The 26,778-nt window shown below is 72.1% G+C and carries 24 protein-coding genes and 1 tRNA gene; 16 read left to right on the top strand and 9 right to left on the bottom strand.

All coding sequences use genetic code 11. The features are described from left to right. The first annotated feature begins 405 nt into the window (after positions 1-405). Positions 406-762, top strand: coding sequence for a nucleoside/nucleotide kinase family protein (locus BLS95_RS30500; RefSeq protein WP_218136047.1), 357 nt, complete (start codon positions 406-408; stop codon positions 760-762). A gap of 109 nt (positions 763-871) precedes the next feature. Beyond that, complete coding sequence (locus BLS95_RS30495; RefSeq protein WP_090938971.1) at positions 872-1,969, top strand: acyltransferase family protein; 1,098 nt, start codon at positions 872-874, stop codon at positions 1,967-1,969. Here the strand turns inward: BLS95_RS30495 and BLS95_RS30490 are convergent. Then, positions 1,962-2,618, bottom strand: a complete 657-nt coding sequence (locus BLS95_RS30490) for a response regulator transcription factor (protein WP_218136046.1) — start codon at positions 2,616-2,618, stop codon at positions 1,962-1,964. The genes BLS95_RS30495 and BLS95_RS30490 overlap by 8 nt on opposite strands. Beyond that, complete coding sequence (locus BLS95_RS30485; protein WP_090938968.1) at positions 2,615-3,781, bottom strand: sensor histidine kinase; 1,167 nt, start codon at positions 3,779-3,781, stop codon at positions 2,615-2,617. Before BLS95_RS30485 ends, BLS95_RS30490 begins: the two co-directional genes overlap by 4 nt. Positions 3,782-3,887: 106 nt before the next feature. Here BLS95_RS30485 and BLS95_RS30480 point away from each other — a divergent pair, with 106 nt between their 5' ends. From BLS95_RS30480 to BLS95_RS30470, 3 genes are read left to right on the top strand one after another with little or no spacing between them, the layout of a single operon-like run. Further along, on the top strand, positions 3,888-4,613 hold the full coding sequence (locus BLS95_RS30480) for an ABC transporter ATP-binding protein (RefSeq protein WP_090938966.1): 726 nt from the start codon (positions 3,888-3,890) through the stop codon (positions 4,611-4,613). Continuing rightward, positions 4,606-6,108, top strand: a complete 1,503-nt coding sequence (locus tag BLS95_RS30475; RefSeq protein WP_090938963.1) for a DUF1349 domain-containing protein — start codon at positions 4,606-4,608, stop codon at positions 6,106-6,108. The genes BLS95_RS30480 and BLS95_RS30475 overlap by 8 nt, the downstream gene beginning before the upstream one ends. Further along, complete coding sequence (locus BLS95_RS30470; RefSeq protein ID WP_090938961.1) at positions 6,105-6,863, top strand: ABC transporter permease subunit; 759 nt, start codon at positions 6,105-6,107, stop codon at positions 6,861-6,863. Before BLS95_RS30475 ends, BLS95_RS30470 begins: the two co-directional genes overlap by 4 nt. A 21-nt stretch (positions 6,864-6,884) precedes the next feature. Here BLS95_RS30470 and BLS95_RS30465 read toward each other — a convergent pair whose 3' ends face one another. The 3 genes from BLS95_RS30465 to BLS95_RS30455 all read right to left on the bottom strand — a co-directional run bounded on the left by BLS95_RS30465 (position 6,885) and on the right by BLS95_RS30455 (position 10,192). Then, positions 6,885-8,270, bottom strand: a complete 1,386-nt coding sequence (locus BLS95_RS30465; RefSeq protein WP_090938958.1) for a GH39 family glycosyl hydrolase — start codon at positions 8,268-8,270, stop codon at positions 6,885-6,887. 113 nt (positions 8,271-8,383) lie between these two features. Continuing rightward, positions 8,384-9,136: an SDR family oxidoreductase gene (locus tag BLS95_RS30460; RefSeq protein ID WP_090938956.1), complete on the bottom strand. Its 753-nt coding sequence runs from the start codon at positions 9,134-9,136 to the stop codon at positions 8,384-8,386. 30 nt (positions 9,137-9,166) lie between these two features. After that, positions 9,167-10,192 (bottom strand): phosphotransferase family protein, encoded by a 1,026-nt coding sequence (locus BLS95_RS30455; protein ID WP_090939059.1) that lies wholly within the window; start codon positions 10,190-10,192, stop codon positions 9,167-9,169. A gap of 156 nt (positions 10,193-10,348) precedes the next feature. On the opposite strand from BLS95_RS30455, the gene BLS95_RS30450 reads away from it, so the two are divergent. After that, entirely contained in the window at positions 10,349-11,431 is a 1,083-nt protein-coding gene (locus tag BLS95_RS30450; protein ID WP_245765377.1) for a GNAT family N-acetyltransferase, read from the top strand. Then, complete coding sequence (locus tag BLS95_RS30445; protein ID WP_218136045.1) at positions 11,428-12,570, top strand: DegT/DnrJ/EryC1/StrS family aminotransferase; 1,143 nt, start codon at positions 11,428-11,430, stop codon at positions 12,568-12,570. The genes BLS95_RS30450 and BLS95_RS30445 overlap by 4 nt, the downstream gene beginning before the upstream one ends. On the opposite strand, the gene pdxR is transcribed toward BLS95_RS30445, so the two are convergent. Then, positions 12,530-13,945: a MocR-like pyridoxine biosynthesis transcription factor PdxR gene (gene pdxR / locus BLS95_RS30440; RefSeq protein ID WP_090938951.1), complete on the bottom strand. Its 1,416-nt coding sequence runs from the start codon at positions 13,943-13,945 to the stop codon at positions 12,530-12,532. The two genes, BLS95_RS30445 and pdxR, sit on opposite strands and share 41 nt — an antisense overlap. 71 nt (positions 13,946-14,016) lie before the next feature. On the opposite strand from pdxR, the gene BLS95_RS30435 reads away from it, so the two are divergent. The 9 genes from BLS95_RS30435 to BLS95_RS30395 all read left to right on the top strand — a co-directional run bounded on the left by BLS95_RS30435 (position 14,017) and on the right by BLS95_RS30395 (position 24,193). Next, positions 14,017-14,655: a pyridoxamine 5'-phosphate oxidase family protein gene (locus BLS95_RS30435; RefSeq protein WP_090938948.1), complete on the top strand. Its 639-nt coding sequence runs from the start codon at positions 14,017-14,019 to the stop codon at positions 14,653-14,655. Between the two features lie 86 nt (positions 14,656-14,741). Beyond that, positions 14,742-17,150, top strand: coding sequence for a serine/threonine-protein kinase (locus BLS95_RS58165; protein ID WP_090938946.1), 2,409 nt, complete (start codon positions 14,742-14,744; stop codon positions 17,148-17,150). 107 nt (positions 17,151-17,257) lie between these two features. Next, positions 17,258-18,937, top strand: a complete 1,680-nt coding sequence (locus BLS95_RS30425; RefSeq protein ID WP_090938943.1) for a serine/threonine-protein kinase — start codon at positions 17,258-17,260, stop codon at positions 18,935-18,937. Between the two features lie 22 nt (positions 18,938-18,959). Then, complete coding sequence (locus BLS95_RS30420) at positions 18,960-20,345, top strand: protein kinase family protein (protein WP_090938938.1); 1,386 nt, start codon at positions 18,960-18,962, stop codon at positions 20,343-20,345. A 51-nt stretch (positions 20,346-20,396) separates the two neighbouring features. Next, the gene (locus BLS95_RS57030; protein ID WP_090938934.1) at positions 20,397-21,614 is read left to right on the top strand and encodes a DUF2510 domain-containing protein; all 1,218 of its coding nucleotides are present in this window, start codon (positions 20,397-20,399) and stop codon (positions 21,612-21,614) included. A gap of 68 nt (positions 21,615-21,682) precedes the next feature. Next, the gene (gene orn, locus BLS95_RS30410) at positions 21,683-22,276 is read left to right on the top strand and encodes an oligoribonuclease (protein ID WP_090938931.1); all 594 of its coding nucleotides are present in this window, start codon (positions 21,683-21,685) and stop codon (positions 22,274-22,276) included. Between the two features lie 65 nt (positions 22,277-22,341). Beyond that, positions 22,342-22,417, top strand: a tRNA-His gene (locus BLS95_RS30405). A 157-nt stretch (positions 22,418-22,574) separates the two neighbouring features. Continuing rightward, on the top strand, positions 22,575-22,799 hold the full coding sequence (locus tag BLS95_RS30400) for a helix-turn-helix domain-containing protein (protein WP_090938928.1): 225 nt from the start codon (positions 22,575-22,577) through the stop codon (positions 22,797-22,799). A 143-nt stretch (positions 22,800-22,942) separates the two neighbouring features. Then, positions 22,943-24,193 (top strand): NAD(P)/FAD-dependent oxidoreductase, encoded by a 1,251-nt coding sequence (locus tag BLS95_RS30395; protein WP_090938925.1) that lies wholly within the window; start codon positions 22,943-22,945, stop codon positions 24,191-24,193. 1 nt (position 24,194) lies between these two features. Here the strand turns inward: BLS95_RS30395 and lat are convergent, their stop codons facing one another. From lat to trhA, 3 genes are all read right to left on the bottom strand, one after another. Then, positions 24,195-25,463, bottom strand: a complete 1,269-nt coding sequence (lat, locus tag BLS95_RS30390) for an L-lysine 6-transaminase (protein WP_090938922.1) — start codon at positions 25,461-25,463, stop codon at positions 24,195-24,197. Positions 25,464-25,715: 252 nt separating this feature from the next. Continuing rightward, the gene (locus BLS95_RS30385) at positions 25,716-26,084 is read right to left on the bottom strand and encodes a PPOX class F420-dependent oxidoreductase (protein ID WP_090938919.1); all 369 of its coding nucleotides are present in this window, start codon (positions 26,082-26,084) and stop codon (positions 25,716-25,718) included. Next, positions 26,081-26,728, bottom strand: a complete 648-nt coding sequence (gene trhA / locus BLS95_RS30380) for a PAQR family membrane homeostasis protein TrhA (protein WP_090938915.1) — start codon at positions 26,726-26,728, stop codon at positions 26,081-26,083. The genes BLS95_RS30385 and trhA overlap by 4 nt, the downstream gene beginning before the upstream one ends. Positions 26,729-26,778: the final 50 nt, after the last annotated feature.

Genomic DNA, 26,778 nt, shown 5'->3' with positions numbered 1-26,778 from the left:
CCCGCTTCAAGACCGTGCCCGCCTCGTCCTGGACCTCCACATCGTGGTGATCCTCAGCCCAGTCATCGCCGACGAACAGCATCCGAATCCCTAAGATCGACAACAGTTCCAGCAGCCCGCAGGAGCCGGTCGGCGACCTAATGGACAAGTGCTCACGCCACGCGATCGGCGGGCACGACATCCCATCAGCGATCAAGACTCCCGACCACTGGTGAGGGCACGATCTGACCCTAGGACTCAAAGTCCAGGCGAGGGAAGTGCTCACTCACCAGCGGCTACCAGGCACCAAGTCTGCCTAATCGGCTGACCCCGTAGCTCCCATTAGGCGAGGGCTACTACCGCAACGCCTACGACTACGACGCGGCCCGGCGGCTGCTGCTCGATCCCTGCCGCTCCCCTGAGGCCATGGCCTGCGCCCTGTGCGGCATCGATCCCCTCACGCAGATCGACCACTCGGCGACGACGACGCCGCTGACCGCGGACTCGGTGCTGATCGTGGACGGGGTGTTCGCCTTCCGGCCCGAGATCGACGCGTACTGGGACTTCCGGATCTGGCTGGACGTGGACGCCGAGCTGTCGGTACGCCGCGGCGCCGTCCGCGACCAGGACTGGGCCGGTTCCGACGCCGAGTCGATCCACCGCGACCGCTACCTGGTGGCCGAACGCCTCTATCTCGCGGAGAGCGACCCGCTGCCCCGCATGGACGTGATCATCGACAACACCGTGTTCGACCGCCCCCGCCTCATGACCGGCGACCGGTAATACCTCAGAGCTACCCGGAAAGAGCACTCTCAGGTTGGAAGCCAACCACAAGGGATGATCCATAAGTTCGATGCCCGAACCACGACATCGGGCACGGAAGGATCTCCCCATGGCTACCCGCGCAGGGCGTGGCCTGATCGAACTCATCGATGCGGGCACGCCGGCCGGCCGGGACCGCGGCATCGACGGGCTGCGGGCGATCGCCGTCCTCGGGGTGGTGCTCGGGCACTGGCTGGTGACGGCGCTGGTGGTGGACGGCGACGCCGTGCGCGTCACCAGCCCGCTCCGCTACCTGCCCCAGCTCACCCCGTTCTCCTGGCTGTTCCAGACGCTGGCGGTCTTCTTCCTGGTGGGCGGAATGGTGGCGGCGCGAAGCCAGGCCGCCGCGGGCGCCGGCGGCTACAGGACGTGGCTCCGCGGGCGGATGGCGCGGCTGTTCAGGCCGGTCGCCGTCGTGCTGCTGGTGTGGGGGACGGCGGCGGTCGCGATGATCGCGGGCGGGGTCCCCGTCCAGACCGTGCGCGCGCTGGCCGGACTGGTCTGGTCGCCGTTGTGGTTCCTGCTGGTGTTCGCGGTGCTGACGGCGGCGACGCCGCTGGTCGTGCGGATGCGCCCGGAGTGGCCGTTCGCCGTCGTCCTGCTCGTCGACCTGATCCGGTACGGGCTGGACGGCCCCGCCTGGCTCGGCTGGGTCAACGTCCTGGCCGGCTGGCTGGTGCCGTACTGTCTGGGCGCGACCGGGACGCACAGCCGGCGGAGCGGGTGGCTGATGCTGGCCGGCGGGGCCACCGCCACGGCGGCGCTGGTGCTCTGGGCCGGATATCCGGCGTCCATGGTCGGGGTCCCGGGCGCCACGGTCTCCAACCTCGACCCGCCCACCCTCGCGTCCGTCACCTTCGGGCTGGCCCAGTGCGGGGCCGCGGTGCTGCTGCTCGACCCGCTGCGGCGGTTGTTGCGGCGGCGCCCGGCGGCCTGGGCGGCGGTGGCGCTGGTGAACCTGTCGGCGATCACGATCTTCCTCTGGCACCAGACCGCGATGATCGCCGTCAGCGCCGTGGGCCGGGCGGCGGGAGGGCCGCTGCCCGGGCTGCACACCGTCCCGGACGGGCTCGGCTGGGTGGCGGCACGCCTGGGGTGGCTGCCGGTGTTCGCGGTGGCTCTGGCGGCGTGCTGGGCGGTCGTGCGCGGCCGCGGCGCGATCAGGTGATGCGGTAGCCCACGCCCGGCGTGGTGATCACGATCGGGGGGTCGCCGAGCTTGCGGCGCAGCCGGCCGATGGTCACGGTGACGGTGTTGGTGAAGGGGTCGGCGTGCTCGTCCCAGACCTGTTCGAGCAGGTCCTCGGCGCTGAGGAAGGCCGGGCTGGCCCGCAGCAGGGCCTCCAGCAGGGCGAACTCCTTGACCGACAGGTCCAGGTGGCGGCCGTCGCGGGTGGCGGTACGGCGTACCGGGTCCAGCTCGATGCCGGCCGCGCGCAGCGTGCGCGGGCGGGCCGAGGGCCGGCGGCGGGCCAGCGAGCGGACGCGCAGCACCAGCTCGGGGAAGTGGAACGGCTTGGCCAGGTAGTCGTCGGCGCCCAGCGTCAGGCCGCTGACCCGGTCGCCGGGCGAGCCGGCCGCGGTCAGCATCAGCACCATGGCCCGGTCGTCGCGCTCGGTGATCATCTGGCAGAGGGTGTCGCCGTGGATGCCGGGCAGGTCGCGGTCGAGCACGACCACGTCGTAGGCGTTGACGTCGAGCTTGGCCGCCGCCTCCAGCCCGTCGTGGGCCAGGTCCACGGCCATGCCCTGGTCGCGCAGTCCCTCGGCCAGCACGGCGGCCAGGGTGCGCGCGTCCTCCACCACCAGCACCCTCACTCCGGCGCTCCCGCCGCCGGCAGCGTGACGGCGACCCGCAGGCCGCCCGCGGGCCGGGCGCTCAGGTCCAGGTCGCCCCCGTGCGCGGCGGCCACGGCCGCGACGATCGCCAGCCCCAGCCCCGACCCGTCGCCGGAGTGGACGCGGTCCTGGCCGAGCCGCTGGAACGGCCGGGCCAGCAGCGCGACCTGCTCCTGGTCGAGGACGTCGCCGCCGGTCTCCACGACCAGCAGCGCCGTGCCGGCCGCGGCCGTGACGGCGACCCGGATCCAGCCGCCCGCGCCGTTGTGGCGGACCGCGTTGTCGATCACGTTGTCGACCATGCGCGACAGCAGCGTGTGGCTGCCCCGCGTCCAGACGTCCCCCAGGTCGGTGCGCACGGTGAGGCTCTTGGCCTCGATGCCGGCCGCCCTGGCCTCCAATGCCGCCGTCACGGCGGCGCCGAGCGAGACCGCCTCCCGGTCGACCATCGCGCCGTGCTGCGCCCTGGCCAGCACGAGGAGGCCGTCCAGCAGCCGATCGACCTGGTCGAGCTCGGTACGCAGCCGCCCGGCCAAGGAGACGGTCTGCTCCGGCACCGGCACCGGCTTGCCCACGGCCACGTCCAGCGACGCCCGCATGGTGGCCAGCGGCGTCCGCAGCTCGTGCGAGGCGTCGGCCACGAACCGCCGTTGCGCGGCGAACGAGCCCTCCAGGCGTTCCAGCAGCCCGTCGATGGTGTCGGCCAGGTCCTTCACCTCGTCGGCGGGGCCGTTCACGGCGAGCCGCTCGTGCAGGTTGTCGGCGGAGATGCGGCGGGTGGTCGCGGTGATCGCCCGCAGCGGGCGCAGCACCCGCCCCGCGACGAACCGCCCCAGCACGATCGACACCACCGCCATGACGGCGAGGGCCACCGCCGAGCCCAGCAGCAACTGCCGCGACTGGTGCGCCTCCGCCTGGGCGAGCTCGGCCTGCAACCGCGCGATGTGTTCCTGGGCGGCGGCCAGGGCGGACGGCTGGTACGGCTGCTCCCCCATGGGCGCGGCCCTGCTGGTGCTCGACGGCCCGCTGGCCACGAGGTAGGTGACCGCCAGCAGCCCGACCGCCGACAGCAGGAACAGGGCGCCGTAAAGAGCGGTGAAACGCTGCCGTACGGTCCGGGCCGGGCGTCGCGGCTTCCTCATCGGTCCTCTCTCGTCGCGGGTCTCCAGGATGCCGTGCCGGGCCTAACAGCGGTATGACGGCCCTCGTTCGGCCCGTGTCAGGGGCGCGGCCGTACAACTTCGTCGCATGCGAGCAACCATCGAAGTCATCGGCCTGCGCAAACGCTTCGGGCCGACCCTGGCCCTGGACGGGATGTCGTTCACGGTCGAACCCGGGCGGGTCACCGCGTTCGTCGGGCCGAACGGGGCCGGCAAGTCGACCACCATGCGGGTGGTCCTCGGGCTGGACGCCGCCGACGAGGGCCGGGCGCTGGTGGGCGGGCGGCCGTACCGGACGCTGCGGCATCCGCTGCGCCACGTCGGCGCGCTGCTGGACGCGGCGGCGCTGCAACCGGGCCGCACCGGCCGCGACCACCTGCTGTGGCTGGCCCACTCCCAGGGGCTGGGCGCGGCGCGGGTGGATCAGGTGCTCGACCTGGCCGGCCTGGGCGGCGGGGTGGCCCGGCGCAGGGCGGGCGGGTATTCGCTGGGCATGCGGCAGCGGCTGGGCCTGGCCGCCGCGCTGCTCGGCGACCCGGCGGTGCTCATGCTGGACGAGCCGTTCAACGGCCTGGACCCCGAGGGCATCGGGTGGCTGCGCGAGCTGCTGGCCGGGCTGGCCGCGGAAGGGCGGGCGGTGCTGGTGTCCAGCCACCTGCTGAGCGAGCTGCAGCACGTGGCCGGGCACCTGGTGGTGGCCGAGCGCGGCCGGGTGGTGGCCGACACGTCTGTCGCGGCGCTGCTGGCCGCCGGCGACCGGGTGACGCTTGAGGAGGCCTACCTGAGGCTCACCGGGCGGCGCGGCGATGGCTGAGCTCCTGCGCGCCGAATGGACCAAGTTCCGCACCGTACGCGGGTGGGTGCTGACCGTCGTCGCGGCGGCGCTGGTCACCGTGGTTCCCGGGCTGCTCTTCGCCGCGGGCAGCCACTCCTCCTGCAGCGTGGGCCCGATCGAGGTGCCCTGCCCGACGCCGCCGGTGGGGCCGGACGGCGGGGCGGTGGAGGACCGCTTCTCCTTCGTGCACCAGGCGCTGACCGGTGACGGCGGCCTCACCGTCCGCCTGACCTCCATGACCGGGATCATCACCTACCCGCCGCCCGACCACGACAAGATCGTTCCGGGGCTGGTGCCGTGGGCCAAGGCCGGGATCATGGTCAAGGACGGCACGCGGCCGGGGGCGTCGTACGCGGCCGTGCTGCTCACCGGCGGCCACGGCGTGCGCATGCAGTACGACTTCACCCACGACACGGCCGGCCGCCCCGGCGGCGTCTCGCGGCGGTCCCCGCGCTGGCTGCGCCTGACCCGCTCCGGCGACCGCCTCACCGGCTACGAGTCCGCCGACGGCCGCCGCTGGACCGAGGTCGGCACGGCCCGCCTCGACCTCCCGGACACGGTGCAGATCGGGATGTTCGCCAACTCCCCCGGCGACCTCACGGTCAAGCAGAGCGAGACCGGCGGGAGCATCGGGCAGAAGCGGTTCACCCAGACCACCGCCGTCTTCGACCAGGTCAGCCGCCAGGGCACGTGGTCGGGCACCGAGGTGGGCGACGGCCCGGGAGAGACCGACTGGGAGCGCTACCACCGCGCCAACGGCCTCGTCAGGTCCGGCGGCACGTTCACCGTCACCGGCACCGGCGACATCGCGCCCTCCCGGGACGGCCCGGTCTTCGAGGACGGGCTCCGCGGGGTGCCGTTCGGCCTGGTCGTGGTGGTCGTGGCGGCGGTGCTGCCGATCGCGGCGGAGTACCGGCGGGGCCTGATCCGCACCACCGTGCTGGCCGTCCCCCGGCGGGGCCGCGCCCTGGCGGCGAAGGCGGCGGTGATCGGCGCGGTGACGTTCGCCGCCGGGCTGGCCGCCGCCGCCGTGACGGCACCGCTCGGCATGAGCCTGCTGCGCGCGAACGGCTTCGTCCTCCTGCCGGCGCCGCTGCTCACCCAGGTACGGGTGATCGCCGGGGTGGGGGCGGTGTTCGCGCTGGTCGCCGTGTTCGCCCTGGCCCTGGGCGCCCTGTTCCGGCGTGCCGCCGGGGCCGTGGTCGCCGCCGTGGCGCTGGTCGTGCTGCCGTACATGCTGGCGGTCTTCTCCCCCGTGCCCGACGAGGTGTCGCGGTGGCTGCTGCGCCTGACCCCGGCGGCCGGCCTGGCGATCCAGCAGAGCGTCCAGGAGTACCCGCAGGTGCTGAGCCACTACACGCCGGGCGCCGGCTACTACCCGCTGCCGCCGTGGGCGGGGCTCGCGGTGACGGCCGGATACGCCGGGCTCGCCCTGGCCCTGGCCATCCGCGCGGTACGCCGGAGGGACGCATGAGACGGGAGCTGCACGCGGAGTGGACGAAACTGCGTACCGAGCCGGGCGCCGGGCGGCTCCTGCTCGGCCTGGTCACGCTCACCGCGGTCACGGGCGTCGCGCTGACCGCCGGGGTGACCTGCCCGTGGGACCGCTGCACCCAGGACACGGTCAAGCTCGGCCTCACCGGGGTCCAGCTCGGGCAGGCGTTCGCCGTGATGCTGGCGGTGCGCATGATCTCCGGCGAGTACGGCACCGGCCTGATCCGTCTCACCCTGGCCGCGATGCCCCGCCGCACCACCGTCCTGGCCGCGAAGGCGACCCTGCTGACCGGCCTGACACTGGCCGGGGGCGCCGTCGCGGTGGCGGCGTCGTTGCTGGGCGCGGGCCTCCTCCTGCCCGCCCGCGGCTACCCGCCGCCGTCCCCGGCCGACGGCCCGACGCTGCGGGCGGCCCTCGGCTCGGTCCTCTACCTCGCCCTGATCGCCCTCATCAGCCTCGGCCTCGCCACGGTGCTGCGGGAGCCGGCGGCGGCCGCCGGCACGGTGCTCGGCCTGCTCTACCTCTTCCCGCTCGCCGTCCTGCTGCTCCCCGACCCGGACTGGCAACGGCTGCTGTGGCGCCTGTCCCCGATGAACGCCGGCCTCGCCGTCCAGGCCACCACCGGCCTGGACGACCTGCCCCTCGACCCGTGGACGGGCCTGGCCGTGCCCGCCGCCTGGGCCGCGGCGGCGCTGCTGGCCGGAGGGCTGGCACTACGGCGCCGCGACGCCTAGAAGACCGGTCGCGGTGGCGGCTCAGGCCCCGCGACCGGCCCACTTGATCTCGTACGGCGCCAGGGACACCTGCCTGCCGTCCACCGTCGCCGTCACGGGCCGGTCCGAGGTATTCACCATGACCACCTGGCTGTCCTGCGCGAGCACGCGAACGCGGTCGTCCGACGACGGCACGTCCACCAGCCGCACCCCCGCGGGGAACCACTTGGTGAACCCGCTCAGCAGCCCCGCCATCGGCAGCTCGCCGCCCACCTTGGGGGCCCACAGGCAGCCCGGGCAGTCACCCGCGTCGTTCAGCTGCGGATTCCAGTAGAGCGCCGTGGTGACGCCGCTCCTGGCGAACTCCATCATGGTCGTCGCCTGCACCGCCGTGCGCTTCTCCTCCGACCAGCCGGAGTTCTCCGGCTCGTTGTACCACTCCGCCCACCACACGGGCATGTCGCCGCTCTGCTGCCGCAGCCACTTCGTGATCGCGCCGAACTTCGCCTGCGCCCCGAAGTCGTCGGGCACGTTGCCCTTGTCCTTCGTCATGGACGCGCTGTCGATCACGATGAAGTCGGCGCCCTTCTTGTGCTCGATCCAGTACTTGATCGCCTCCAGCGCCCGCTGGTCCACCGTGCCCCACGGGCCGGTCAGCTCGGAGGGGTTGCCGTTGACGTAGCTCTCCAGCGACACGTACGGCCCGCCGACCTGGATCTCCGGGTTGACCTTCTTCAGGGCCGTGTAGACCTGGTTGTACATGTCGGTGTAGCCCTGGGCGTCCCACCTGTTCGTACTCGGGTCCCAGAAGCCCTTGAGCTCGTTCCACACCATGTAGTGCCGGACGGTCGGGTACTGCTTGGCGATCCGGGCGGCCAGCTTGGCGTAGTCGGCGAAATGCTCGGGTTTCGGGGCGACCGTGGGATTCTTGCTCCAGTCGGTACGCCCGGCCTGCCCGCCCTTCATCCAGTCCGGCGCGCAGCACAGCGTGATCACCGGAGTCGCCCGCGACGACGACATGAACTCCAGCCGCCGGTTCAGGTCGCGGAGGTTGAACTGCCCGGGGCTCGGCTCGGGATTGCCCACCCCCCAGCCCATGATGTGCTGGTTCTGCAGCATCGGGACCCGGCCCAGCAGGTCCCTGGCCTCGTCCTGGACCGGCCCGGGCTCGTTGTCGGCACTGAACTGGGTGTGCGTGATGCCCCAGCGCGGCCAGGCCTCCAGGGCGGGGGGCTGCTCCAACTGGGGCGCGGGCTCGGTGGGCACCGTGGTGGCGACGTCGGTGCCCTTGAAGTCGCTGCGCGACTTGGCACGGACCGATGCGTAGACCATGATGCCCGCCACCAGCAGGACCGCCACGATGCCGGCTCCCAGGGCGAGCGGACCCCGCGGTCGTCGTCGCGCGTGCCGGCCGTCGGTCGGAATCACGGGAAGCTCCTCGGGATGCTCAGGGAGAGTGCGACCTCATGCAAACGTACTGAAGGGCTGGGCGAGGCCCAGCCCTAATAACGCTAATAGTCGCACTTGCAAGGAACTTGCCGTCACGAAACGCCGGGTGGACGCTGCCCTCCGGCCGGGCCGGGGACCCCGGCATAACGGTAGGGCACCGGCGGGCGCCCGGGTTGCACGACGAGCAGCGTGCCGGAGGTCTCGGCGTAGAAGGCGGTCTCGACGGCGGCGGCCACGTCCTCGGCCGACAGCAGCGGGAAGCCCGCGTTGACGAACATCTCCCGCGCCGCGGCGACCAGCGGCGTGTCCGTGAAGCCCGGGCAGACGGCGCCGATCCGGATGTTCTTGTCGCCCAGCGGCTCGGCCAGCGCTCTGACCAGGCCGACGACGGCGTGCTTGGTCATGGTGTAGATCGGGTCGCCGGAGAACCCGACGAGCCCCGCCAGGGACGAGGTGACCACGATGGCGCCGCCGCCGGAGCGTTCGAGCAGCGGGAGGCTGGCCCGTACGCCGAAGACGACGCCGTCCACGTTCACCCCGACCACCTTGCGATAGCGCTCAAGGTCGAAGTCCGCAAGGTCCGTCTGCCCACCGATCCCGGCGTTCAGGTGCACCAGGTCGAGCCGGCCGTAGCGCCGCTCGGCCAGCGCCACCGCCTCCAGCGAGGACTCCTCCAGGCTGACGTCGGCCGCCAGCCACGCACCGTCCACCTCCTTGGCCAGCCTCTCGGCGCCCTCCCCGTTGAGGTCGACGAGGACGCACTTGGCCCCGCCCGCCGACAGGCGCCGAGCCACGGCGGCCCCGATGCCGCTGGCCGCTCCGGTGATCAGTGCAACTGTGCTCATGGCGCTCCTTGCGAGGGTCCGGTACGTCGTTCAGGGCTGGTCGAGCATGCGATGCGCACGGGAGATCAGAGTGGGCACGGCCGAGCCGATGCGGTCGAATCCCTCCCCAACGGTCTTACCTTGACGGAACCTGGCGTGGATACCCTCCACGATGACGGCGAGCTTGAAGTTGCCAAAGGCTACATAGAACCCCAGATCCGAAATATCCCGTCCCGACACCTTCTGGTAGTGCCCCGCGAACTCCGCGGCATTCATGAACCCGGGCGCCACCGTCACGTCGCCCGCCACAGGGATCCCCGCCCGCTCCTCGTCCCCCCGGTCGTGCCAGTAGGTCAGCGTCAGCCCCAGATCGGCCAGCGGGTCCCCGAGCGTGGACATCTCCCAGTCGACCACCGCCAGGATGGCGAGATCCGCCGGCCTGATCAGCGTGTTGTCCAGCCGATAGTCGCCGTGCACCAGCGTGTTCGCCGACCGGGCGGGCAACCGCTGCCGCAGCCGCTCCACCAGCCGGTAGTAGTCGGGCAGATCCGCCGTCTTCGACCGCTCCCACTGCTGGCACCACCGGTCGAGCTGCCTGGCCAGGTAGCCCTCGGGCCGGCCGAAGTCGCCCAGCCCCACCTCGCGGTAGTCCACGGCGTGGATGGCGGCCAGCACCTCGGCCAGCCGCTCCGACAGCCGCCGCGTCTGCTCCTCGGTCGGCCGCCCCAGCTCCTCCCGCGTCCGCACGGCGGCGCCCGGCACGTATCCCATGAGGTAGAACGGCGCGCCGATCACGTCCTCGTCCCCGCAGAAGGCCACCGGCTCGGGCACCGGTACGGGCGTGCCGGCCAGGGCCGAGATGACCCGCCACTCCCGCCGCATGTCGTGGGCGGTGGGCAGCACGTGGCCGAGCGGCGGGCGGCGCAGCACCAGGCGGCGCTCGGCGGCCTCCACCAGGTATGTCAGGTTGGACCGGCCGCCGGAGATCAGCGAGACCGACTCTGGCTCGCCCGCGTCGGGCACGTGACGGGCCATCCATGCGTACAGACGGGGCTGGTCCACGCCGGGAACGGTCATGAACACACATTAGAACGTCACTCGGTCCTGAAAGCTAGCTGGTAGTTGTGTAACGTTCCGGACCTGCGACGATGGCATCCGGCGAGATCCTTTACCCTGGCTATATACGTCTGCACGCATGCTGGACGGGCAGTGGTATGCCAACAGTAGGAGCCCATGCACGTCACCCTCGCCCTCCCACGTGAGCTGGGACCAACAGAATTGAGCCGATGGCGGGCCCTTCAGGAGTCGGACCCGACGCTGGACAATCCCTTTCTGTCTCCTGAGTTCACCATCACCGTCGGCGAACTGCGCGATGTCGTCCGTGTCGCCGTCATTCACGACGGACCCGACATCGTGGGCTTCTTCCCCTTCGAGCGACACCCCCTGGGCATCGGCAAGCCGGTCGCCGCAGGGTTGACCGACGCCCAGGGGCTGGTGTGCGCGAAGGACGTCGAGATCGACGCGCTCCGGCTGATCAAGGGCTGCGGGCTGGCCGTCTACGAGTTCGACCATCTGGTGTCCGGGCAGCCGATGCTCAAGGGGCGGCACGAGCGGCACCCTTCGCCGATCATCGACCTGCGGGACGGCCACCAGCGTTACACCGAGTGGTTGAGGGAAAACTCCGGCAAGACGTACAAGTCCACCCTGGCCAAGTCACGCAAGCTGCAGCGCGACCTCGGAACGTTCCGTCACGACTACGCGACGACCGAGCTTGAGCCGCTGCGCACGTTGCTCGGCTGGAAGACCGATCAATACCGGCGGACCGGGCGCACCGACCGGTTCGCGCACCAGTGGATCGTGGAGCTGGTGGAGCGGCTGCTGGCCACCCGGTCGGAGACCTTCGCCGGGGTGCTGGACATGATCTACGTGGACGACCAGCCGGTGGCCGGGCACTTCGGGCTGCGCACCAGCACGACGCTGGCCGGGTGGTTCCCCGCCTACGACACCCGTTTCGCGAAATACTCCCCCGGCCTCATCCAGCACCTGGCGATGACCGAGCGGGCGGCCGAGTCCGGCATCCGGATCATCGACATGGGCCGGGGCCAGAAGGAATACAAGGACAAGCTCAAGAACGGCGAGTTCGAGGTGGCCGAGGGCCGGGTGGCACGGTTCGGCGCGGCGGCGGGCGTGCACTGGATGATGCGGGTGCCGGCGCGCAAGACCCGGGCCACGGTGCTGGCCAATCCGCTGCTCCACAAGACCGCTGACAAGGCGCTCAAAACCTTCGGACGACTCCGGGCCGTCGTACAAGGGTGAAGTTCATCGCCCAGCGCACGGGCCGGCACTGCCTGTCGCTGCCGTCCAACCGCCTCGGCCTCTACCTGGCGCTACGCCACTGGTGCCGGCCGGGGCAGCGGTTGCTCATGTCGCCGATCTCGGCCGACGAGATCCTCTTCCTGGTGCTGGCGGCCGGCCTGCGCCCGGTGATCGCGCCGGTCTCCGCCCGTGACGGCAACATCGACGTCTCCCTGGCCGACCTCGACGGCGTGGACGCCGTCCTGACGACCAACCTGTACGGCCTGCCCGACGACGTCCGCGCCTTCACCGGGAAGGTGCTCATCGAGGACGTGGCCCACGCCATGGGGACGAACGTCGACGGCCGCCCGCTGGGCACGTTCGGCCAGGCGGGGGTCTTCAGCCTGTCCAAGCACCCGGGCGCGGGGGCGGGCGGCGTGCTGGCCGTCGAGCACGAGTCCGACCTGCGGGCCCTGACCCGCGCCCGCGACGCCCTGCTCACCCGCGGCTCGCTGCGGGTCGACGTGGTCAGCGTGGCCACCTCGATGGCCCGCCTGGCGGCGCTCAGGCTCGACCTCGTACGCCCCGCGCTCACCCTGGCCCGCGCCCTCCACCTGCAAGAGGAGCGCGAGGGCTACCGCATCCCGCTCAACCCCGACCGGCTGGAGCAGGCGCTGGAGCAGGCCCCGGCGCTGCCGCCCTTCGACCCCTGGGTCCGCGCCGACCTGCACGCCTATCGCCGCCGACGGGGCCGGCTGGTCCACTGGTACCAGGCCGAGCGCATGGCCGAGGTGCCCGCCGACCACGACCGCCGGCTGGCGGGCGTGCGGAGCCTGGCCGAGCTGCCCACGGTCGCCCCCGCCGTGCTCGACGACCTCGACCGCCCGCTGTTCCGGGTGCCGCTGCTCGTCCGCGACCGGGACGCGGCCAGGGCCGAGCTGGTCCGGCACGGGGTCGCGGTGGGCTACCTGTACGACCCGCCGTACGACGACTACGCCCCCGGCTTCGCCGAGCCCTCGCCGCATCCCGAGCCCGCCCGCTGGTGGGCCCGGCACGTGCTCCCGGTCGACCCGGTCTACGCCGCCCGCGCCCTGCCCGTCCTGCGCCGCCTCAAGCCCCCTACAGAGCCGCCGCCCGGCTCATGGCGCCCGGCGGCCTGACCCGGGCGTCCAGGATCAGGCCGGCCAGGATTCGGCAGCCGCGGCGGACGTCCGCGAGCGAGGCGGAGCCGTATCCGATCACCAGCCCGTGCAGGCGCTCGGGGCCGTGGTGGTGGCGCCCCACGGAGTCGAGCAGCACCCCCCGCGCCCTGGCCCGCGCGACCAGGCCGGGCACCACGTCCGCGGGCAGCTCGGCGAGCATGTGCAGCCCGGCGGTGTCGCCGCGCAGCCGGCAGACCGGCCCGAGCAGGTCCACCACGGCGGCCCGGCGGCGCGCGTATTCCAGCCGCATCCTGCGCAGGTGCCGGTCAAGGTCGCCGCGCTCCAGGAGGGTGGCCACGGCCTGCTGCACGGGGCCCGAGGTGCGGTCGGCCACGGCCCTGCGCAGCCCGGCGATCCTGCTCACCAGCTCCGCCTCGCCCACCAGCCAGCCCACGCCCACGTCCGGCGCGAGGGTCTTGGACAGCGTGCCCAGCAGCACCACCCGTGACGGATCGAGGCCGTAGAGGGCGGGCAGCGGCGCCACGTCGTAGCGGAACTCGGCGTCGTAGTCGTCCTCCACGATCGTCGCGCCGGTGCGCCTGGCCCAGGCCAGCAGCCGCTCCCTGCGCGGGATCGGCAACCGCCCGCCCAGCGGGTACTGGTGCGCGGGCGTGGTGTAGAGCACGCGCAGGTCGTGGGGCAGCCCTTCCACGATCACCCCGTCCTCGTCCACCGGGCACGGCACGATCTCGGCGCCCCTGGCGGCGAAGACCGTACGCGCCGCGTGGTAGCCCGGGTCCTCCACCCCGGCCCGGGCGCCGGTGCCGAGCAGGGCCAGCGCGCACAGGTCGAGCCCGTTGCCGGTGCCCCTGGTGACCACGATGTTCTCCGGGCCGACGGCCATGCCCCTGGCCCGCCTGAGGTGGTCGGCCAGCAGCTCCCTGAGGTGCGGCAGGCCGTACGGGTCGGGCTCGTCGCCGGGCGGCAGGTCGGCGGCCCGGCGCCAGGCCCGCTTCCAGGCCGCCCGGTCGTAGTCGCGCACCCAGGGCCGGCCCGGCGTGAGGTGGATCCACTCGGCCGGGGGTGGCGGCGGCGGGGCCGGGACGTGCGGGCTCTCGCCGGGCGGGCTGGGCGCCTCCATGTCGGCCACGAACGTCCCCGAGCCGTGCCGCCCGTCCAGCCACCCCTCGGCGTAGAGCTGCTGGTAGGCCTCCGTCACCACGGTCCTGCTCACCGCGAGCTGGGCCGCCAGCGCCCGTGAGGACGGCAGCCGCTCGCCCGGGGCCAGCGTGCCGTCCAGCATGGCGCGGCGCAGCCAGTCCGCGAGCTGCGCGGTGAGCGGCGCGACCGAGTCGCGCGTCAGGGATATGGGCAGGTCGATCTGGGTGCGCACGTAAGTGGTCTCTACGAAGGGCTGGATAGTGGCCCTACAGCATAGGTCCACTTCGCGGTTACGGTCGAATCATGCTCTCCTCGACACCGCGTACCACCCTTGGCCGCGAGAAGCAGCGCGGCAGCACCGACCGCGACGATCTCCACGAGGTGCTCGACAGCGGACTGATCTGTCATCTCGGCGTGCTGGTCAACGGTCACCCCATGGTGGTGCCGACCGGCTACGGGCGCATCGGCGAGACTCTCTACCTGCACGGTTCCACCGGCGCCACGTCGCTGCGCGCCGGGGACGGCGCCGAGGTGTGCCTCACGGTCACGCACCTGGACGGCATCGTGCTGGCCCGCTCGATCTTCCACCACTCCGTCAACTACCGTTCGGCGATCATCTACGGCCGGCTCCGGCTGGTGGCGGACCCCGAGGAGCGCATGGAGGGGCTGCGGGCCCTGGCGGAGCAGCTGGCGCCGGGCCAGTGGGACTACGTCAGGCGGCCCTCGCGCAAGGAGCTGGCCGCCACGTCCGTGCTGGCGCTGTCGCTGGCGGAGGCGTCGGTCAAGATCCGGCGCGGCGGCCCGAAGGACGAGCCGGAGGACTACGAACTGCCGGTGTGGGCCGGGGTGCTTCCGCTGGTCACGTCATGGGGCGATCCCGAACCAGATTCGGTGCTCCCAGAAGGTATCGGCGCGCCTGTTCACATCCTCCATCGGGAGTAGTTCCATAAAATCCGGGACCACCTGGCAAACCCGACTTCTTGATCGCACGTCTCATCAGGTGGGCCGGCTCCTGATGGGAGAGGGCAATGGAGTGGAGCGCTCCCGGTTATACGGAAATCAAGCAACTCGGGTCCGGTGCCAGCGGGCGGGTGGTGCTGGCCGTCCACGATGAGACCGGCGTGCGGGTCGCGGTCAAGTACCTCTCCGAGGCGCTGCTTCGCGATCCTGCCGCGCTGGTCAGGTTCCGGGCCGAGGCACGGCTGCTGACCACGCTGCGCGATCCGAACATCGCGACGCTGTGGGAGTACGTGGAGGACACCGGTGGCGCCGCCATCGTGATGGAGCTGGTCAACGGCGTCTCGTTACGCGCGCTGCTACGCGAGCACGGCGCGACCGAGCCGGAGGCGGCCCTGACCGTGCTGAAGGGCTCGCTGCTCGGCCTGGCCAAGGCGCACGCGCTCGGGCTGGTGCACCGGGACTACAAGCCGGAGAACGTGATCGTCCGGGACGACGGGGTGAGCAAGCTCGTCGACTTCGGCATCGCCGTACGCCAGGGCACGACGGCCGCGCACCTGGAGGGCACGCCTCCCTACATGGCGCCCGAGCTGTGGGAGGGGCGGCTCGCCTCGCCCGCCACGGACGTGTACGCGGCCACCGCGGTCTTCTTCGAGTGCCTGACCGGGCACCGGCCCTACCGTTCCACGGAGCCGAGCGTGCTGGGCTACCAGCACGTGCACGCCCCGGTGCCCTTCCACGACGCGCCCGAGCCGGTGCGCGAGCTGATCCGGCGCGGGCTGGCCAAGGACCCGGAGCGGCGTCCGCCGAGCGCGCTGGAGTTCGTCGAGGACCTGGAGACCACGGCCAGGGCGGCGTACGGGGAGGACTGGGAAGAGCGCGGCAGGCGGCGGCTGGCCGTGCTCGTCGGCCTGCTCGCGCTGCTGCTGCCCAGCCCCCAGCCGGCCCCGCCCGAGGTGGTCACGTCGCTGGCCAGGACGGTGTTCCGCGGCCTGCGCTCGGGCGTGGAGCGGGTCAAGGTGATCCGCCGCCTGCGCTCGAACGTGGCCAGGGTCGCCGCGGCCGGTGCCATGGTCGTGGCGGTGGGGATCACGGTGGCGGTGGTGCTGACCAACCGGCAGCCCCCGCCCGCGGAGCCGCTCGGCGCGGCGGCGGCCGTGCCGCCGAGCGAGGTGGTGACCGACCCGGCCGCGGGCCCGCCGACCACATCCGAGCCTGAGCCCACCGCACTCGACGAGACACCCGCGACCGTGCCGCGGGACTCCCCCGAGGCGGAGCCGCAGGCCCCGCCCGAGGACGACCCGGCCTCGCCGCCGGGGGACTCCGACGACCCTGTACGGCCCCCCAAGGCCACGAAGAAGGCCGACCCCAAGACGGACCCGAAGACCGACCCGAAGACGACGCCCACGAACACCGAGGACCCGGACGAGACCCCCACCGAGCCGTCCAAGGAACCCTCCGACGAGCCCTCCACCGACCCACCCGCCGACCCGGCGACCTCGGTGCTCGGGATGAACGTGGGCGGCCTCACGGTCGACGCCGACGGGGACGCCGCCGCCACGGTCACCCTCAGCACCAGCGGCACCGCCGCCGTCACCGCCACGGCGACCTGGTCCTCCCCCGGCACGGACGGCCACGTCCAGCGGCTGCGCCTGACCGGCGCCCGCTCCTACACCCGAGCGCTCAGCTGGTCCATCGGCGAACGCCCGTGCGGCAGCACGGTCACGCTGTCCGTGACCACCGTCCCGGCCGCCCCCGGCGGCGCCAGGTCGGCCTCCGTGTCCGTGCCGCCCTGCCCGACCCGGGTGACCGGGCTGCGCGTGAGCCTCGACCTGCCCCCGGCGCCGGGCCGCACCGCGAACGCCCGGGTCAGGGTGACCGCGAGCGGCACCGCGGCGATCCCCGTCGAGGCCCGGTTCGCGGTCGGCGGCGAGGCCGTGGCCACCCGCACGGCGACCCTGTCCGGGGAGACCTCCTACACCAGGTCGTTCACCTACGCCTTCAGGTCCCGCCCCTGCGGCTCGACGCTGTCGGTGACGGTGCGCGCGGGCAACCGCACGTCCACCGCGCGGGCCTCGGTGTCCTGCCCGCCGGCGGTGCGGCAGGTGAGGATCCTGCGGGCCGGTCCCGGCGAGGGCGGGCTCTACGCGGCCGTCTCCGTGACCACGGCCAGCACCCAGCCGGTACGGCTCACGGTACGGTTCTCGGCGGGCGACGCGGCCCGTACGGAGACGGTCACCCTGTCCGGCGAGACGTCTTATACCCGGAGCCTGACCGGCTCGTTCCGGCTGCCCTGCGGCACGAGGTGGGTCGTGACGGCGGCCACCGCCCCGGCGGCGGCCGGCGGCGGCGACAGCGCGAGCGGCAGCACGGCGGAGTGCCCCGAGGATCCCGAACCGGAGGAGGAACCAGAGGAGGAGCCGGAGCCGGAGCAGCCGAGCAGGACTCCCAAACCGGAGTCGCCGGGCACCATCAAGTGAACAATGGTCCCTTAGCGGGATTTGAGTAGCGGGAAAGTGGTGCCCTCTGGTTAAGCTACGGACCGGTTGATGAGGGTGGGGGCCCATATAACTCCAGAGGAGTCCGTATGTACGGTGATGGGCAGTGGGGGGTCCCTGGCTACACCGCGATCCGCGAGCTCGGCACGGGAGCCACCGGGCGCGTGGTGCTGGCCAGGCGCGACTACGACGGTGTCGAGGTCGCGATCAAGTACCTCAGCGAGGAGCTGAGGTCCGATGTGGGGTTCGTCGCCCGGTTCAGGCACGAGGCGCGGTTACTCGCCACCGTGCAGAGCGTGCACCACGCCCGGCTGCTCGACTATGTCGAGACCGGGCAGGGCGCGGCGATCATCATGGAGCTGATCAACGGGCTCTCGCTGCGCGAGCTCCTGCGCTCGGAGGGTCCCACGGGCCCTGAGGCGGCGCTGGTCGTGCTCAAGGGCTCGCTGCAGGGTCTGGCCTCGGCGCACGCGATCGGGATCGTGCACCGCGACTTCAAGCCCGAGAACGTCATGATCCAGGGCGACGGCACCAGCAAGCTGGTGGACTTCGGCATCGCGGTCAGGGCGGGCGAGGGGGCGAGCGCCGCAGGCACGCCGCCGTACATGGCGCCCGAGCAGTGGTCGGGCGGGGCCGCCGGCCCTGCCACCGACGTCTACGCGGCCACCATCGTGTTCTTCGAGTGCCTGACCGGCACCCGTCCCTTCCGCGCGGCCAACGTCGCCGCGCTGGCCCGCCAGCACCAGAGCGCGGCGCCCCCGGTGGAGGAGGTGCCCGCCCCGCTGCGCGGCCTGATGGAGCGCGGCCTGGCCAAGGACCCGGCCGGGCGGCCCCCGTCGGCGGAGGCGTTCCTGACGGAGCTGGAGGCGGTCGCGGCCGAGGGGTACGGCTCCGACTGGGAGGAGCGCGGGCGCCGCCGCCTGGCCGCCCTCGCGGGCCTGCTGGCCGTGCTCTTCCCGAGCGCGCTCGACGAGCCGGGCCAGACCGTGACCTCGCTCGCCCGGACCCGCTTCCCGAACCCGTCCCAGCTGCTCGGCAAGTTGCCCGCCAAGATCGCCGTCGCCGCGACCGCCGTGGGCGCGGTGACGATCGCGGCCGTGTTGATCGCGAACGCCTCCGCCAAGGAGCCGCTGCTGGAGGTGCAGGCCGGCCTGAGCACGCCGACCACGTCCGCTCCCACCAGCCTGAACCCGGTGGAGACGGAGGAGCCGCCGCCCACCCTGGAGGAGGTCACCCCGACCCCGAGCGCGTCGCCGACGGCCACGGACGCCGCCGCGCCGCCGCCCACCCGGCCGGCCAGTACCCGGCCCGCCCGGACGCGCAGCCCCAGGCCGACGCCGACCAGGGTCAGGCAGCCCGCCAGGACGAGGACGCCCACGAGGCCCGCCGCGACGCCGAGCCCGACGGCGAGCACGCCGTCCGACCAGCGGCTCTCCGGCGGGGTCGAGGAGTGGCGGGACACCCGGCCGCCCCGCGCGACGCCCACGCCCGAGCCCTCGACCGTCGTCCCGACCACCCGGCCGACCCGGCCGACCGATCCCCCGCAGACCCCCACGGAGGGCCCCGGCGAGGGGACCCCCAAGCCGACGGGCGGCGAGCAGGAGCCGCCCCGCGGCGAACTGACCCCACGGGTCGAGCAGCCGCGGGGGGACGGTGCGGCCCCGGCTCCGGCGGCGTTGATCGCACTCGGACTGGTGACGTCGGGCGCGCTTCCGGTCACACTGGCGGTGAGACGCCGCATGGCGGGACGCCACAGACGGAAGCGCTAGATCGCGCCGGGGGGCAACGGCGATGGTGGGCAACCCTCAGAACGGTATCGCCGGATTCCGGCTCACCGAGCACACCTGGGTGACCGAACTCGGCAACTGGATCGACGCCATCTCTCCCGACGGCCGCAGGGCGGGCGCGCTGCTGTTCGACCCCAAGGTCATCGGCCTGCCCGAGGTGCGCGACCGCGTGGTGCACGCGGTCATGACCGACCAGCGGCTCGTGCTGGGCGGGCTGACCGGGCTCATCCCCGTGGCGGACGTGGTCGCGGCGGGCGACCAGGTGTGGCTGCTCACCGGGCAGGCGGTCAGCCCCACCGTGGCCGAGCTGCTCGCCGCCGGTCCGATCGAGCCGGGCGGCGCGACGGCCGTGCTGGTGGAGACCGCCCAGACGCTGGGGGCGCTGCACGCCGCCGGGGTCACGCACGGCTCCCTGCACCCCGGGACCGTGGTGATCACCGCGGAGGGCGCCGCGCTGCTGTCGGAACGCGGCCTGTCCGACGCCATCCGCGGCCGGGTCTCGCCGCGCGAGCGGGACGCGGCCGGGTGGGCGTCGCTGGCCCGGGGGCTGGCCGCGTCGTTCGCGCAGAGCGCGCCGCGGGCCGCCAACCTGTTCGAACGCGCCGCGGTCGCCGCCGGCACCCTGGGCCTGGCCGCCGCCCGCGACCTGCTGGTCAACGAGCGGTCGGTGCTGCCCAGAGGCTTGATCACCAGGGACTGGCTGGCCCAGGCGGCGCGGAGCAGATCGGCGTTCGCGCAGGCGCCCGCGTACCCGCAGGCCCCGGTCCTGCCCAGGGACGAGGGCGACATCGTCACGCTGCTGCACCCGCCCGGCCGGTCGGCTGGGCCGCTGCAGTTCGGGCCGGGGATCGCGAGCGGGCCGGGGATCGCGAGCGCCGGCACGCAGGAGCGGCGGCCGGAGACGACGGCCGAGCGGATCTGGCGGACCGGGCGCGAGGAGGGCGTCACCACGCGCCGCCGTGGCACCAGGCAGGGCCGGGCCGCGCGGGCGCGCAGGCGGCGTACGGTCGCGTCGGCGGCGGTCTTCGCGGTCATCATGGCGGGGGCGGTGCTGGCCTGGCTCAGGATCGGGAACACGCCGGATCTCGCGGTCATGTCGATCGACGTGGTGGCGCCGAAGAAGACCCAGGGATGCGACAGCGTCGTCCTGGTCACCGCAACGGTCGTGACCAACGGGGCACCCGGGGTGATCAGATTCGAATGGCGTAAGAACCTAGACAAAGAGATTGTTACGGGTAAACTGCCGACAACTTCGGACAAAACTTCCTATACGCTTCCCCTCCGTTGGGAGTTGTCCGGAAAGAGCAACGTCAAGGCCACGGCCACGCTGCGCATCCTGGAGCCGGGGCCGGAGCGTACGGACAAGGCGACCTTCACGTACAAGTGCTGACGGCTTTCCCCGGCCATGCATATCCAAGCAGTTCTTACTAATCTGGCGAACATGACCACGCAGACCCCCGCAGGGTGGTACCCGGACCCCTACGGAGAGCCCCGGCTCCGCTGGTGGGACGGCAACCAGTGGACCGACGCCACCCACGCCCAGGAGCCGGGGCGGCAGCCGCCGGCCACCGGGCCCCAGCCGCCGCTCCATGACACCCGCGTGCTGCCTCCCTACCAACCGCAGCCGAACCCCCAGCAGCAGTCCGGACCGCAGGCGGACCCTCAGCGTCCGACGGGACCGCAACCGGGCCCCCAGCATCAGTCGGGACCGCAGGCCGACCCCCAGCGGCAACAGCACCCCGGGCCGGGCCCTGACTGGGCGGCGACGCCGGCGAACCCCACACTCCAGTTCGGCCGGCCCACCTACGGCCAGTCGGCCTACGGCCAGCCCGCGCCGCCCACCCAGCAGTGGGGTGGCGGGGGCGGATACGCGCCGCCGCGGCCCAGGCAGGGCAATCCGCTGCCGTGGGTGTTCGGCGGGCTGGCGGCGCTGGTGGTGGTCGCGCTGATCGTGGTGGCCGGGGTCGTCTTCATCAACCGTGGCAGCACGGAGGCCGCGTCGCCGCGGTCGCCGGTCGACACGTTCGAGCCGGAGCAGCCGCCCGGCAACGAGCCCCCGTCCAACGAGCCGCCCTCCAACGAGCCGCCGACCCGGCAGGGCCCGATCGAGCTGCCGCAACCCTCCGACGGCGTCATCACCGACGCGAGCAGCGGCATCTCGTTCCAGGTGCCGGACAGCTGGAAGGTGCCCGCGAGCCAGGAGGTCAACGGCCCGGACCCGACCCAGCAGGCGTGGACGAGCGCGGTGCAGGCCGTCTCGCAGGAAGACTACGACGGCCAGTCCGACTGGATCGGCAACGTCTACGCGGGGGTGCTCAACGAGCTCTATCCCTATTCCGGCGCCTCGGGAATGGGCGACACCGCGAAGGCCGTCTTCGTGGACTTCTCCACGAAGTTCTACCGGCTCGATCATGAGAGCAAGGTGGTGGAGGACAAGGCCATGAAGATCGGCGACCGGGACGCGTGGGTGCTCCGCTTCGAGCTCGACTTCACCAAGGTGTCGGAGGAGAAGGGCTACAAGTGGAAGAAGGAGAACGGCGCGATCGTGCTCATGGATCGCGGCGCGGGTGAGTCCCCGGCGATCGTGTACGTCTCCGTGCCCGACAATCTGGGCACCGACGTGGTCGGTGAGGTCCTCAGCTCGCTCAAGCCCGCGTAACCGGTGGCACTAGGCTGGTGGGGTAACAGGCGGGCGGATTGCTCCGAGCCGCTGGGCGAGGAGAGCGAATGAGTGACTTGCTGGTTTGGATCGACTGCGAGATGACCGGGCTCGACCTCGGTCGCGACGCGCTCGTCGAGGTGGCGTGCGTCATCACCGACAGTGAGCTGAGGCAGCTGGACGAGGGCGTCGACGTGGTCATCAAACCGCCCCCGGAGTCGCTGGAGCAGATGTCGCAGGTCGTACGCGAGATGCACACGGCCTCGGGGCTGTTGCCGGAGCTGGCCTGCGGGGTGACGCTGGCGGAGGCCGAGTCGCTCGTGCTCGACTACATCCGCAGGCATGTGGCCGAGGCGAAGAAGGCGCCGCTGTGCGGCAACTCGATCGGCACCGACCGTACGTTCCTCGCCCGCGACATGCCCGGGGTGGATGGTTATTTGCACTACCGGATGATCGACGTCTCGTCGATCAAGGAGCTGGTCCGCCGCTGGTATCCCCGGGTCTACTTCGCCGCGCCCGAAAAGCAGGGCGGGCACCGGGCTCTGGCCGATATCACGGAGAGCATCAGGGAGCTGCGCTACTACCGCGAGGCCGTCTTCGTGGGACAGCCGGGGCCCGATTCGGCCACCGCCAGGTCGGTCGCGGAGCGTGTCAGCGGGTAATCGAGTGGCGTAAAGACTCCCGATCCCCGCTACACTTTTCCTGTGCCACCCCACGGGTGGCCGTGGTGGGTGTAGCTCAGTTGGCAGAGCGCCAGGTTGTGGTCCTGGATGTCGAGGGTTCAAGTCCCTTCACTCACCCCACTACGCGACGGCCGATCCTTCGGGGTCGGCCTTCGTCGTTTTCTCCCGACAACGGCCCCAAACCGTGACATTGCGAGTTATGCTCGCTGTCTACCGCTAACGCCGGAAGCACGGGGGCTATCGGCAATCTGACCGACCGCGCGCCCCCGGAGGCCGGATGAGAGTCGACGACGCAGCGTTCGAGAGCGTGTTCACGTCCCTGAGCAAACGCGAGGCCGAGGTGATGGACCTGATCGCCACAGGTCAGTCCAACGGCCAGATCGCGCAACGACTGTTCCTCAGCGAGAAGACCGTCAAGAACCACGTCAACCGCATCTACGCCAAGCTGGGCGTCGACTCCCGGGTCACCGCCATCGGCCTCTGGCTCTCCCGCCGGCAATAACCGCCACCGACCCACGGCACCGCTCCGCCATCGGGGGACAACGGAGCGGCACTCCGCCATGCCCGCTCCCGGGCGCGCATGCGCAGGGGTGAGGAAGGTTCCCGGATGGGGTTTGAGGGCAGGGGGCGGTGCCATAGACATCCATGAAGCCGTTCATGGGGAAGGACCGGATCATGGTGGAGAGAGCGCGGGTCGTGGTCGTGGGGGCGGGGTTCGCGGGTCTCGCCGCCACGAAGGAGCTCGCCAGGGCCGGAGCCCTGGTGACGCTGGTCGACCGCAACGCGTACTCGACCTTCCAGCCCCTGCTCTACCAGGTCGCCACGGCCGGCATGGGCACGTCGGACGTGTCCTATCCGCTGCGCACCTACGCCGCCAGGTGGCCCAACGTGCGGGCGCGCCGGGCCACCCTGAGCAAGGTGCTGCCCGACGAGCGGCGGGTGGAGTTCGAGGACGGGAGCGGCCTGACCTACGACTACCTCGTGCTGGCCACGGGGGTGACCACCAACTGGCTCGGGGTCGACGGGGCGCGGGACAACGCGCTGCCGATCTACTCCCTCCGGGACGCGGCCGAGCTGCGGCAGCGCATGCAGCAGTACCTGGAGGACACCGCGCTCGGCCGGCGCAAGAGCATGCACGTCGTGGTGGTGGGCGCGGGAGCGACCGGGGTGGAGATGGCGGGCACGCTGGCCGAGCTGCGCCGGCGCACGCTGCCGTTGACGCATCCGGAGATCAAGCCGGGCCAGACCAGCGTGACGCTGGTGGAGCGGTTCGATTATGTTCTGGCGCCGTACAAGCCGCGGCTGCGGGACGCGGCCGCGGCGGCGCTGCGCAAGAGAGGGGTGGAGCTGCGGCTGGGGTCCACGGTGGCGGCGGTGGAGCCGGACGCGGTGGTGCTGAGCGACGGCACCCGGCTGCCGAGCGACCTGACCGTGTGGGCGCTCGGCGTGACCGCGCCCAAGCAGGTCTCCGACTGGGGCCTGCCGCAGGGCAAGGGCGGCCGGATCACGCTCACCGACGCGCTCAACGTGCCGGGCCACCCGGAGATCTTCGTGGCCGGCGACCTGTCCGGGCCGCCGGCCCCGCAACCGCAGCTCGCCCAGCCGGCGATCCAGATGGGCCGGCACGTCGGCCGGCAGATCGTCGCGGCCACGCAGGGCAGGCCGGTACGACCGTTCTCCTATGACGATCCGGGCATCATGGCCACCGTGGGCAAGGCGGAGGCCGTGCTGCAACTGCCCAACGGGGTGACCGCGCACGGGCTCCCCGCCTGGCTGGTGTGGATCTTCATCCACGTGTCCTATCTGCTGGGCGGCCGCAACCGGGCCAGCGTGCTGCTCAACTTCTTCTGGCGGTACGCCGGGCCGCGCCGCAGCGCCACCAGCGTCGCCCAGTAACTCAGAGGGCCGCCGCGAGGGCCGTCAGGCCGTGGTCGAGGTCGGGTTCGGGGATGTTCAGGGCCGGGCGCAGCCGTACGGAGCGGGGCCCGCAGGGCAGCACCAGCACCCCCTGGTCCTCCCTCAGCCTGGTCACCAGGGCGTCCCTGGCGGCCTGGTCGGACAGGTCGAACGCGCACATCAGGCCCCTGCCGCGGACGTTCGACAGCGACTCGGGGCGCTCGGCCTCCAGCTTGGTGAGGCGTTCGAGCAGCATGTTGCCCAGGGTCGCGGCGCGTTCGATCAGCCCGTCGCGCTCGATGATCTCCAGCAGGCCCCGGCTGCGGACCATGTCCACCAGGCCGCCGCCCCACGTGGAGTTGATGCGCCCGCTCTCCTGGAACACGTTGTCGGTCACCAGGTCGACCCGGCGGCCCGCCATGATCCCGCCCACCTGGACCTTCTTGGCGAACGCCACTACGTCGGGGGAGAGTCCCAGCTGCTGGTACGCCCAGGGCGTACCGGTCGTGCCGCCGCCCGTCTGGACCTCGTCGAGCACGAACAGGGCGTCGTACTCGTGGCACAGGTGCTGCATGGCCTGGAGGAACTCGGGCCGCATGTGGTTGTCGCCGCCCTCCCCCTGGATGGGCTCGGCGATGAAGCACGCGATGTCGTGCGGGTGGCGCTCGAACGCCTCCCTGGCCTGGGCCAGCGTTCGTTCCTCGGCCGCCTCGACGTCGCCGTGGTGGATCGCGGGCACGTCGATCCGCGGCCAGTCGAACTTGGGGAAGCGGTCGGTCTTGGCAGGCTCGGTGTTGGTCAGGCTCAGGGTGTAGCCGCTGCGGCCGTGGAAGGCCCTGGTCAGGTGCATGACCTTGGTGCCCAGGTCGCGTGACCTGCCCGCGGCCTCGTTGCGCCGGCTCTTCCAGTCGAAGGCGGTCTTGAGGGCGTTCTCGACGGCGAGGGCACCGCCTTCGACGAAGAACAGATGGGGCAGCTCCGGGTCGCCGAGCACGCGGGCGAAGGTGTCGACGAAGTCGGCCAGGTGCTCGGTGTAGATGTCGGGGTTGGCCGGCTTGTTGCGCGCGACCTGGCCGAGCAGCTGGGCGAAGTCGGGGTCGAAGGGCGGGTTCACACCGAGCGGAGCTGAGGCGAAGAACGTGTAGAAATCCAGGTATCGGCGGCCGTTGCGGGCGTCGACCAGCCAAGAGCCGCGGCTGAGCTCCAGGTCGAGCACGAGCCGGTATCCGTCGACGAGCAGATGGCGGGCAAGGCGGGTGTGTACATCCATGGCGCCTCCACGTTCGGTCGGGCAGTCAGTACGTTCCTACGGAGGAACACCCGTATATATGAAAAATTTACGGCATACCTACCCCTCGGGAGAAGTTCTTCACGTGCGCCGACAAGCGGTCGCGGCGATTTCCCTCATGCTGGTGTGCTATCCGGACGCACCCGGAATGAGACCAGCGCCGGGTCAAATGTCGTTGATCGGGGTTTCCACCGCCATGACGGTCGCCGCGCCCCTGCGGGGTCCCCGGCGGCGTCAGACGCCGGTGATCCGGACTCCCACGGTCCCCTCGGGGCCCCTGCGCAGCCTGCTACCGAAGATCGTGATCCGCGCGATGAGCCCGTATTTCCGGCGCAACAGCTCCCGCACCCGCTCGGTGCCGGCCGCGTCCAGCACCTCGGCCCGGCCCCTGACCGGCTCCGTCCTGAGGTTGCCTCTGACGTCGCAGCCGGCCACGCTGACCTCGGGGTTGTTCCTGATCCGCTTGATCTTCCCGGAGCCGGCGGGGGTCCAGAAGACCACCGCGTCGCCGTCCTGCGCCGCCCACAGGGGAGTCGCGACGGGCGTGCCGTCCCGGCGGTAGGTGGTCACCGAGATGTACTGCTGCGCGCCAAGATCAATCACACGTGCGAGTACACCACGATCGACACCGCGATGTACTGGACCAGGTACGCCACGATGGTGAACGCATGGAAGACCTCGTGGAAGCCGAACCAGCGGGGCGAGGGGTCCGGGCGGCGCAGGCCGTACACGATCGCGCCCGCCGAGTAGAACACGCCGCCGACGGCCACCAGCACGACGGCGGCCACGCCCGCGCCCTCCAGCAGTTGCGGCACGACGAAGATCGCCGTCCAGCCCAGGACCAGGTAGAGCACGGTGTAGAGCCACCTGGGCGCGCCCATCCACAACACCCGGAACAGCACCCCGGCCAGGGCGCCGCCCCAGATCACCGACAGCACCGCGATGCGGGCCGCGCCCTCCAGCGCCAGCAGGGCGAAGGGCGTGTAGGTCCCCGCGATGATCAGGTAGATGTTCGCGTGATCGAACCTGCGCAGGAACTCCGCCAGCCGCGGGCCCAGCGTGCTGCGGTGATAGGTGGCCGAGATGCCGAACAGCGACGCCGACGTGATCGCGTAGACGGCGGCGGCCAGCCGGGCCTGCAGGGTAGGGCCGAGCGCCACGAGCACGAACCCCGCGACCAGCGTCACGGGCAGCGTTCCGGTGTGCAGCCAGCCTCGCAACCTGGGCTTCACGGTGATCGTCGTCATGAAACCTACGGTACCGTAGGTTATCGTCGGGGGTCCTCGGGAGGTGGCCC

The organism is Nonomuraea jiangxiensis, assembly GCF_900099965.1.
Taxonomy (GTDB): Bacteria; Actinomycetota; Actinomycetes; order Streptosporangiales; family Streptosporangiaceae; genus Nonomuraea; species Nonomuraea jiangxiensis.
Note: the sequence above shows the minus strand (reverse complement) of the source record. Positions and strands in the feature narration are given on the sequence as shown.